Raw genomic sequence first — 10,936 nt, forward strand, 5'->3', positions numbered from 1 at the left:
TTACTAACTAATTAAAGGCACTTAATAGTTTAGTAAGTTGCTCTAAGCGCTTGTCTGTCATCACTTTATTATTAATTTTTATTGAAACGTCACCACTTTTAAGGTTGCGTTGCACACTAATAAAGTCGTTTTCAAGCACAGCCTCACGCTTTAATGCTGTTTTAGGCTCTGCGGTTAAATATTTAGTGATCAACATAGCGCGCTTGTCGTCGGCTTCTAAGGCGTTAACTTCATCATTGCTGGCAAGTGCAACAACTAACTCGTTAAATGCAGCCTCGTCTCGCTCCTTTGCGTTAATCAGCTTTTTAGCGACTTCTCTCCCTACATGATTAGCAGTTGGGTAAAGGGCTATAACATCGGCAGATATTTGCTCATACGCTTTGATAGCATCAGCAATCGCGGTGTGCGATACCCCTTCAATAACGGCAATTTCGCGGTACGAACCTTTTTTGCCTTGTTGAATGAGCTCATCTCGAGTTTGCTGATACGCTTGGCCTAACTCCCATAGACTAGGGGCAATGTATTGATCGGAAGAAACCGCTAACACTTTGGCATCTTGATCAGTAAAATCACTAGAACTCAAAACAAGATAGTCTGCACCAGCCAAAATACAGGCTTTACGACGTCTTGAACCTGCAAGAACGAGGCTCATATCACCTTGATCCCAAAGTAGGGCAGGGTGCTGATTGCGACCATCTTCTTTAATTGCAGGAAGTATATCGGATACCGACTTTTCGTTTAAAAGCGCTTGTACACGGCGATTTTTGCCATAAACCTGAGTCGATTTTTCAATCTCGTTATGTGCAATCACTTTACACACTAAGGTGATTTCGCGGTTAGGATCGCTTGGAGCAGGCATACGAATAACATCGCCAGCATTGGCTTGCTCTAAAAGAGCGTCTAAGCTGCTACTGCCAACAGCGGTTGCAAAGGGATCTAAGCGGGTGTCATTTTTACGTTTTTTAGCCATTTTTAGTCAACATCCTTACTTAGGCGTATTTAATTTTGATTGTGTAGATTGCCAATTTGAACGAATTAGCATTTCGAGTTCATCGACAACATCTTTGATATTTTCTTGAGCGCGCATTAACGATTCTCTACTCGCTAAACTATCAGACGCTTTTTGATCAAAAATGGTATTAAACGAGGATGAACTCGCGGTAATTGCTGAACTGTGATTAATAGGGTAACTCATAACTTGGCGACCAAAGGCACTTCTTACGTCTTTAACAATGTCACGTTGTGAGTGATTGCCTTTTACATAATTGGTAACCAAAAATTGCATAAAGTCCCAACCATCGTGACCAAGAGCTGCAACGGTATGATAAATCTCACCTAAACGTTTTAAATATTTATTATTAGCATCAAAGTCTACCGCTTCAGGATGAACCGGTATAAGCATCGCTGTAGAAGCCATTAATGCATTATAAAACATAAAGTTAAGAGTAGGCGCTGTATCAATTAGTAAAATATCAAATTCATCTTTTACTGGCTCAATAACACGTTCTAACAGCTTATGGTAATGGCGAGTTTGCTCATAGTTTGAGGTGTCTTTAAGCAAAGTTGCAGTTTCGTGTTCAAAATAAAAATCATCCATACCTGAGGGTAAAACACGAATATTAGGAATATGAGTTGGTAAAAAAGAGTTTGAAACAAATTCAGGCCAGGTTTCACCTTCTTCAAGATCAATGCAGTCACGCATTAAATCACCAACAGTAATTGGATCGGGCTCAGAAGATGGGAAAAAGCTAGATGATGACCCCTGCGGATCTAAATCGATAATACCAATTCGGTAACGCTTGATGTTAGTAGTGGCAAGTGCTGCAGCAATATTAACCATGCTGGTTGTTTTACCACAACCACCTTTTAGTGAATTTATAACAATAACTTGGAGTTTGTCGGTTGGTGCACGGTGATCGGGCTTAATGTCCATGATATCGGCCATGGCAAAAATATTAACCAACGTATAAGCGTAATGACCGTTTGCACCGCGTTTTATGTTTAAATCGTCAAAGTCACCATTGTCATGGCGTCTTTTTAAGGTACGATTATTACAACCAAGTAAATCAGCAGCGGCTTTTTGGGTGTAGGTTCTTAATTCTTTTTCTTCAGATTTAAGATGGGCGCGGTAATGTTGAATACGTCCTTCTAGTGATTTTTCAGCAACTTCTGCGGTTGCTTTCAAAAGTCGGTAGGTATCTAGCGCATTATTGTTGATAGACATACTTTATTCCTCAAAGTTAGGCGTTTAGTATAATGTCCATTCAATTAGCTGTAAACAACTATTTAAGACGACATGTGTTTTAAATACATGACATCTAAAATAATTTTACGCCTTTAATATTGCTTAGTATAAATAAAGAAGTTTAAGTATGGTTAAATATATAAGGTATTAAAGGCTAAGGGCTTAAAATTATCATTTAACTACATGATTTACATGAATAATACTTAAAAAAGTGGATCAGCATTGTACGTGGTTAAGATCAGATCCTTATCTACTGGCAGATCACCTTTATACTAAGCAAATATTTAGCAGCTTAGTTACGCACAGGTTAAGCACTGAGTTACTCACAAAAGCATCGCTATAGATCATGTTTTTACTAAGTAAATTATAAAGTTATGCACCCACCAACAGAGATAATAAGCGGTTTAATTAGTATAGATCTGATCTGTAGTAAGTACAGATCAGATCTATGCTAACTCGAACTAAGCTTATCCACAGGCAACAAATTTTTTGTTTAATTTGTCGTGCTAAATATCAAAAAAAACACTTTGCAATGGACAAATTTATTATTCAGTTAGTAAAAATTCGGTTTATTAAAGCCTCGTTAGTATAAATGTGATCTGAAACCTTCTGTTTTGACTTTTGCTTAGTAAAATACTGATCTGAGCATTTTATTTGAAGTCAGATCACTTTTATACTAACTTAAACATTTAACTTTTGTGGCTTTATGTGTTGTTATTAGCTGTCACAATAAAAACGGAAATAAAAACCATGAGCCGAAAGGTCAACATCTCGGTAGATAACTTGCCCGATACACTTAGGGGCCAAATTCACGGGGTGGAAAGTGCAATTGATAACGAAAGCCTAGCACTATTTACAGATAATAAAGATGTGCGAATTTCGATAGAAAATGCAGCCCATGGGTTACGCGCTTACTCTAACACATTTAACCATTATGATCTGTGGGGACGCTTTGTTCGCTCAGGACATAAAAAGCTGCCACTTGAAGAAGCCCCTAAAAAAACCATTATTACGCGTAAGATATCTGAGAAAGTAGACGGTATTTTATACGATGGTGAAATTAAAATAACACCGGCTGTGGTAAGTACTCGTAAAGATGGTGAAGACGTTGAATACCTAGTTTGGCCATCAGACAGAGAAGAAAAAGTTGAGCGTGCACTAATTCGCCTTGCTTCAAAAGGTAAAATAGTAAAAATTAATTTTAAGTCCGGTATTCAATATGCCGTTGTGTTTTCTATGAACGAATTAGCACAAGAACTTAAAGCGGTTGGTCAGTCTATGCCTTATCCGCAAATTAAAGAATCGCTTGAAGCATTGCAAGGTTCAAAACTTTCATTTAAATATTCTGCAACCGACACTAAAAACTCTGATATTGATGATTCGTTTTACGAGTCAAACATGAACTTTTTATCGTCTTTACACTTTAGCGGTAAAAAAGGCCAAGGCGGAAATGTTAAATGTGTGGCGTGTTTAAATGCGTTTGTTCATAACATGATCGATAACCTTGAATATAAGGGCTATTATTTTAATAGTGCTCAAGAATTAAAGCGCGGATTATCGCGTTGGATGATGTTACGTTTGTATCACTTATGGCGTTATGCTGCCCCAGGAAAAACGTATCATTTTAGATTGTTGTCTATTATGGAAAAATACGGCTCTATTTATTCAACCGATGATATTACCGAAAATAAATTAAAAGCACTGCGTCGTGATATGACCACCACGATGAAAGACTTAATTGAAAAAGGGGCAATATCTGAGTACAGCATTACCAATGTAAAAGATGATAAAACGGGTAATATTGTAGATTACACCTATGAAATGCATCCATCTGATCAGTTTTGTGATGAAATTCTGGCATTAAATAAACACAACAAGCGGATAGAGATACAAGGTGGTAAACGCATTGTTGAAAATGCAGTATTAATTGATGAAGATAAGCTGGAAGAAATTGTAGAAAAATAATTATATTAATTTTTACCAGTAGTTATATTAAAGGCCACATAATGTGGCCTTTTTAACATAATTACTTTGTTACTTGTTCTAAATATAAACGGTCTACCAGAAAGTCATACTCACGTTTTCGTGGATGTGATAACGGTTTTTCGTAACTCGGCAGTTGGCCATACTTCACATCGGGTTGTGGGTTTATAAGAATAAAAGGTAAGGCTGCACTAACATGGTAACGATTTTGAGCCGTGTATCTAACATTAACTTGTGGGCTAACTCGGGTAGGGCGCCTAATTCGTAATTTTTCTTTTTCACCTAAGCTGGCAACCCGAACTTGTTCTTGAGCAACCAATGATTGCCACTTTTGCTGATCAATCATTCTTGGGTTTTTATACCCAGCGGATTTTTCAAGCATTTCAAGAGCCATCTTCTTTGTGAGTGTTTTAGTGGCGTGTTTATGCATCCAAGTAAAACGAACTGAAAAAGGGGATTCGCTTTCGCTATGAATTTTACGATAAGCGGCAAGCGTAATTAAATTTGGCATAGCATTATGCACGGCTTCAAATCGAGCATCATTATTGTCTATCGCTAAAATACAATTTTTAAATGCCGCTTTTGCATTATTAACTTGAGCAATGCGATCAATGATGGCTTGTTTGTTAGCATCTTGTATTATTAATAAACCAGGGTGGCGTTTTAATACGCGACTACTCAGCCCAGGCTTTTTATACATATCAGAAAAAGAATTTAAAATAGCCTTATGTGCTAGCTCTCCTGTAATTTTAGATACTGCAATCGACTCGGGAATTATATTTTCATCCACACTGCTTATTTCAGGTAGTTGATAATATTCGGCCTTAGCAAATCCACATTCTTTAAGCTCTTCAATTAACCTAAGCGTTAACTCATTGAGTAAATCAAACTGGCTTCTAATTTGAACTTTTGTAACCATAACACCACCAAGAACACATCTTACTATTACACCATTTTCGCAAATAACCTTTCCCTTTGGTAGTTCTATATTTAAATATTACTCTATTGTTAAGATTAAACTTATATTTAAATCAAGTATGATGTGTTCTTTCCTGTTGGTATGAACATTTAGATAATAATATTTTCTAACTTACTAATAGTTATATATAAACGCAGTATAAAGGAGTGGGTATAAACCAGCAGAACTACTCAGCTAGCATATATATTCGAAACTACATAACTGACGGCAGATATATTTAATTTTAACTGTAAAGTTAAGAATACGTATAGGTGATTTAAGTATGATGTGTTCCTCCGTTTAACATTATCTTAAACAGCTTAGCTAAGTGGCTACAAGCAAAGCTAAATAAATACCACTCTTACTATATATCTTATTGTTTTTTAATGCTTTACGTTTTTTTATTTAAAAATTTATTATCAATAAAACAGCCAAATCTGGGCTTGCAGTCCTATTTATATTTACCTAATAACTAAATAATTGGTAAATAGTGTATTTAGTCCTTGAACAAAGGACGCTGCATACGTTAATTTCAATACATCAGGTAATAGGAATGAGGAATGAACATGCAATCGTGGAACCCAAATAGCTGGAGAGAACTGCCAATACTGCAGCAGCCACAGTACCCAGATCAAGACGTATTAAAATCAGTAGAAGGCCAGCTTAAAAGTGCACCGCCTCTAGTATTTGCAGAAGAAACCAGAAGTTTGTTCAAACAACTTGAAGATGTGTGTGAAGGCCGTGCATTTTTACTTCAAGGTGGTGACTGCGCTGAATCATTCAGTGACTTTAACGCAGCAAATATTCGCGATACATTTAAAACCATCTTACAAATGGCTGTAGTATTAACCTATGGTGGAAAGTGCCCGGTTGTTAAAATTGCACGTATGGCAGGTCAATACGCTAAGCCACGTTCAGCAGACTTAGAAACAATAGACGGCGTTTCGTTGCCATCTTACCGTGGTGATATAGTAAATAACTTTGAGTTTACTGAAGAAGCACGTATTCCAGACCCCCAACGTTTAATGACCGCTTATCATCACAGTGCGGCAACGCTAAATTTGCTACGCGCTTTTGCACAAGGTGGACTTGCCGACTTACATCAAGTTAACCGTTGGAACATGGGCTTTGTTGCTGCTAATCCACAAAAAGCAAAATACCAACAACTTGCAGACAAAATTCAAGACGCGTTAGAATTTATGGAAGTGTGTGGTATTAATTCAACTATAGCGCCAAGCTTAAAAGAAACTGATTTATACACGTCACACGAAGCGTTATTACTAGGCTACGAAGAAGCATTAACACGTAGAGACCATTTATCAGGTGACTGGTACGATTGTTCAGCACACTTTGTTTGGATTGGTGAACGTACTCGCCAGCTAGACCATGCTCATATTGAATTTTTTAAAGGTATTAAAAACCCAATTGGCGTTAAAGTTGGACCAGGTATGGACCCAGACGAGCTTATCCGTTTAATCGATGCGCTTAACCCGGATAATATCCCAGGCAGATTAACACTTATCACGCGAATGGGTGCGGATGTATTACCAGAGAAGCTCCCGGCGCTAGTGCGTAAAGTACAGCAAGAAGGTCGCAAAGTAATTTGGAGCTCAGATCCAATGCATGGCAATACTGAAAAAGCCAGCTCAGGTTACAAAACGCGTAGCTTTGATAATATCATGCGCGAAATTAGCCAATTCTTTGCTGTTCATAAAGCAGAGGGTTCTTACGCAGGCGGTGTTCATTTAGAAATGACCGGCCAACATGTAACAGAGTGTACTGGCGGTGCATACGGTTTATCTGACGATGACCTTGCTCAGCGCTACAAAACACAATGTGACCCACGCTTAAATGCTGATCAAGTATTAGAGCTTGGATTTTTAGTAGCTGATTTACTAAAAGATGCGCGTAAATAATACCCGCTCATAAATACCAAAAGCCGCTTTTATTTAGCGGCTTTTTTGTGTATTAACTGTGATTACGCGCTTAAATCAAACATTAGTTTGTTAGTACTTACGACGCTCAAGGCCTGTATCAGAAATGATTTTTGCTGAAATCTCTTCAACTGAATGGTGAGTTGAATTTAAATGTGCAATTTTATGTTTTTTATACAGCATTTCAACTTCGCGCACTTCAATACGACACTGCCTGATTGATGCGTATTTTGAATTTGCCATGCGTCTGTCTCTTATTGCAGCCAAACGCTCTGGATCAATAGTTAAGCCAAACAGTTTATGCTTATAAGGCACTAAGCATTTTGGTAAACCTTCGCTTTCTAAGTCGTCTTCGGTTATCGGGTAATTGGCTGCTTTAATGCCATACTGCAACGCTAAATAAAGACTGGTGGGTGTTTTACCACTTCGACTAACGCCAACTAAAATAATATCAGCCTCAGCAAAGTTTTTAATATTACCGCCGTCGTCATTCATTAAAGCATAGTTAACTGCATCAATTCTAAAGTCATAACTTTTTTCGTGTATTGAATGGGTTCTATGTACTTTAGGTACTGGGGCAACGTTTAATTCACTTTCAATTTTTTCACTATAGGTTGTTAAAAAGTCATACGAGACAGCATCTGCAGAGCGAATAATTTCCGATAATTTATGATTCACAAAAGTAAAAAACACTAGAGGCTTCTCACCTTGCTTAGACGATGTGGCGTTAATAAGCGCTTTGATTTCATGCGCTTTTTCTTCGGTTTCTACAAAAGGAATTGTTTTATGATTAAATTCGACAGGAAATAAAGACAAGGTCGCATGACCAAACACTTCAGATGTGATTGCTGTGCCATCTGAAATATAAAACGCAGTTCTCATAAAGCCTCTTTTTTATTACATTTAATTTTAAAATAAGTGTATCACGGTTTACGTGAGGACGTTTGCCAGTGTAGAATGGGGGCGACCTTTATAAAAGGTTTTCTTTCTTAACTCTCACAGTTAGTACTACAATTTGTTTTTTGGAGAAAGATCCGTGCAAGAATACGTTCTCTGGTATCAAGAGCTTGGTATGCAAGATGTTCCTCGAGTTGGTGGTAAAAATGCCTCACTTGGTGAAATGATTTCAAACTTAGCTAACGCAGGTGTGCAAGTCCCAGGTGGTTTTGCTACTACCTCAGACGCTTTTAACGAGTTTTTAGAACAATCAGGACTCAACGCAAAAATTCACGACATTTTAGATACTCTTGATGTTGATGATGTAAACACACTCGCCAAAGTCGGCGCCGATATCCGTCAGTGGATTATCGATACCCCATTCCAACCTAGTCTAGATAAAGCAATCCGCGATGCATACAGCCAACTTCATGGTGACGCTTCTGCAGATGTTTCATTCGCTGTTCGTTCATCAGCTACTGCTGAAGATATGCCAGACGCCTCGTTTGCAGGCCAACAAGAAACGTTCTTAAACGTTGTTGGTATTGATTCTGTAATGACTGCTATTAAACACGTATTCGCTTCGTTATTTAACGACCGCGCTATTTCTTATCGTGTTCACCAAGGCTACGATCACCGTGGTGTAGCGCTATCAGCGGGTATTCAACGCATGGTACGCTCTGATAAATCAGCATCAGGTGTAATGTTCAGTATTGATACTGAATCGGGCTTTGAAGATGTAGTGTTTATCACATCAAGCTATGGTTTGGGTGAAATGGTTGTACAGGGTGCGGTTAACCCAGATGAATTTTATGTTCATAAACCAACGCTACTTAAAAACAAGCCAGCTGTAGTACGTCGTAACATTGGCTCTAAAGCCATTCAAATGATTTACTCTCAAGACAAAGCTCATGGCAAACAAGTAGAAATTGTTGACGTAGACTCAGCACTTTCAAACAAATTTTCGATTACAGATGAAGAAGTGCAAGATCTTGCCAAACAAGCTGTAATCATTGAAAAGCATTACGGTCGTCCAATGGACATCGAATGGGCAAAAGATGGTAACGATGGCAAACTATATATAGTTCAAGCGCGTCCAGAAACTGTTCGTTCAAACGAAGACACAAACGTAATGGAACGCTTCCAACTAAATGGCAGCAGCAATGTTGTTGTTGAAGGCCGTGCAATTGGTCATAAAATTGGTAGTGGTGTTGTACGCGTGCTTGATTCAATCAAAGAGATGGACCAAGTACAAGTAGGTGACATTTTAGTTACCGACATGACAGACCCTGATTGGGAACCTATTATGAAACGCGCGGCTGCGATTGTTACAAATCGTGGTGGTCGTACATGTCATGCTGCAATCATTGCACGTGAGTTAGGTATTCCAGCCGTTGTTGGTTGTGGTAATGCAACAGACTTAATTAAAGCAGGTCAAGAAGTTACTGTATCATGTGCCGAAGGCGATACAGGTTTCATCTACGAAGGTATTTTAGACTTTGAAGTACTTACTTCACGTGTTGACGAAATGCCTGAACTTCCAATGAAAGTAATGATGAACGTAGGTAACCCAGATCGCGCATTCGATTTTGCACGTTTACCACATTCAGGTGTTGGCCTTGCGCGCGTTGAGTTTATCATCAACCGTATGATTGGCGTTCACCCTAAAGCGTTATTAAATTTTGATGCACAAACAGATGCATTAAAAGCAGAAATCACAGACATGATTGCCGGTTACGAATCACCTGTTGAATTCTACATCGGTAAACTAGTTGAAGGTATTTCTACCTTAGGTTGTGCGTTTGCACCAGAGCGTGTAATTGTTCGTATGTCTGATTTTAAATCAAACGAATATGCTAACTTAGTGGGCGGCCAGCAATACGAGCCAGAAGAAGAAAACCCAATGATTGGTTTCCGTGGCGCTGCACGTTATATCTCGGAAGACTTCCGTGATTGTTTTGCACTTGAGTGTGAAGCAATAAAACGCGTAAGAAACAGCATGGATATGACCAATATCGAAATCATGATCCCATTCGTACGTACCCTTGAAGAAGGTAAACGCGTTATTGAATTACTTGAAGAACATGGCCTTAAACGTGGCGAAAATGGTCTTAAAGTAATCATGATGTGTGAGCTTCCGTCAAACGCATTAATGGCTGAAGAATTTTTAGAATACTTTGATGGTTTCTCTATCGGTTCTAACGATTTAACACAGTTAACGCTTGGTCTTGACCGCGATTCAGGTTTAATTGCGCACTTATTTGATGAGCGCGACCCTGCAATCAAAAAACTTCTTTCTATGGCTATTAAAACAGCAAAAGAAAAAGGTAAGTACGTAGGTATTTGTGGTCAAGGTCCTTCAGATCATGAAGATTTTGCTGCATGGTTAGTAGAGCAGGGCATTGATTCTGTCTCGCTTAACCCAGATACAGTACTAGAAACATGGTTATATTTAGCTGATAAACTCGCTAAATAAATTACCTTGTTAAAAAAATGCCAGCAGATGCTGGCATTTTTTATGGCTTAAAATGTGTGTTTTGCTAATTTTTTATCTAAATAAGCACATGAACGAGTAAGCGCTTTTTGACACCACGCTAAATAACCTCTCGCTTTTGGATAATACATAGAAAAGCACAGTAAGCCTGCAATAAAAAATATTAACGATGGCCCTGGCACCACAGCAAACAATAACCCGAGTAAAATAAACAGTGTTCCGCTGATCTGCATTAGTAGTTTTTTCATATAAACCTCATAGTAGGCGTTTAACTTGATTATAATTGCAGCTGCACATATATCGATAAAAAGAGTGTTACAAACTGTAAAATCTTCAATTTCTATTAGCCATCGCCATGATATAATTACACAAATGCATTAATAAGC

8 protein-coding genes are annotated in these 10,936 nt (G+C 38.2%); 3 read left to right on the top strand and 5 right to left on the bottom strand.

Annotated elements, in window-relative coordinates; translation table 11 throughout:
* Nucleotides 1–7: 7 nt before the first annotated feature.
* Nucleotides 8–970: a ParB N-terminal domain-containing protein gene (locus BW139_RS15920; protein ID WP_008110833.1), complete on the bottom strand. Its 963-nt coding sequence runs from the start codon at nt 968–970 to the stop codon at nt 8–10.
* Nucleotides 971–985: 15 nt separating this feature from the next.
* Nucleotides 986–2,224 carry an AAA family ATPase gene (locus BW139_RS15925; protein ID WP_010388797.1) on the bottom strand — a complete coding sequence of 413 codons (1,239 nt, stop codon included), beginning with the start codon at nt 2,222–2,224 and terminating at the stop codon, nt 986–988.
* Nucleotides 2,225–2,995: 771 nt separating this feature from the next.
* Here BW139_RS15925 and BW139_RS15930 point away from each other — a divergent pair.
* Nucleotides 2,996–4,210, top strand: coding sequence for a hypothetical protein (locus BW139_RS15930; protein WP_013463357.1), 1,215 nt, complete (start codon nt 2,996–2,998; stop codon nt 4,208–4,210).
* 61 nt (nt 4,211–4,271) lie between these two features.
* Here the strand turns inward: BW139_RS15930 and BW139_RS15935 are convergent, their stop codons facing one another.
* Nucleotides 4,272–5,147: a DNA replication terminus site-binding protein gene (locus BW139_RS15935; RefSeq protein ID WP_055012680.1), complete on the bottom strand. Its 876-nt coding sequence runs from the start codon at nt 5,145–5,147 to the stop codon at nt 4,272–4,274.
* A gap of 605 nt (nt 5,148–5,752) precedes the next feature.
* On the opposite strand from BW139_RS15935, the gene BW139_RS15940 reads away from it, so the two are divergent.
* Nucleotides 5,753–7,102 (top strand): class II 3-deoxy-7-phosphoheptulonate synthase, encoded by a 1,350-nt coding sequence (locus BW139_RS15940; protein WP_171039602.1) that lies wholly within the window; start codon nt 5,753–5,755, stop codon nt 7,100–7,102.
* Between the two features lie 90 nt (nt 7,103–7,192).
* Here BW139_RS15940 and BW139_RS15945 read toward each other — a convergent pair whose 3' ends face one another.
* A complete protein-coding gene (locus BW139_RS15945) occupies nt 7,193–8,002 on the bottom strand; it encodes a pyruvate, water dikinase regulatory protein (protein ID WP_008108730.1) in 810 nt (269 codons plus the stop codon).
* A 154-nt stretch (nt 8,003–8,156) separates the two neighbouring features.
* Here BW139_RS15945 and ppsA point away from each other — a divergent pair, with 154 nt between their 5' ends.
* Nucleotides 8,157–10,532: a phosphoenolpyruvate synthase gene (ppsA, locus tag BW139_RS15950; protein WP_008108727.1), complete on the top strand. Its 2,376-nt coding sequence runs from the start codon at nt 8,157–8,159 to the stop codon at nt 10,530–10,532.
* A 47-nt stretch (nt 10,533–10,579) separates the two neighbouring features.
* On the opposite strand, the gene BW139_RS15955 is transcribed toward ppsA, so the two are convergent.
* A complete protein-coding gene (locus BW139_RS15955; RefSeq protein ID WP_076920310.1) occupies nt 10,580–10,798 on the bottom strand; it encodes a PGPGW domain-containing protein in 219 nt (72 codons plus the stop codon).
* Nucleotides 10,799–10,936 lie beyond the last annotated feature (138 nt).

It is taken from the genome of Pseudoalteromonas sp. SK18, from assembly GCF_001974855.1.
Taxonomy (GTDB): Bacteria; Pseudomonadota; Gammaproteobacteria; order Enterobacterales; family Alteromonadaceae; genus Pseudoalteromonas.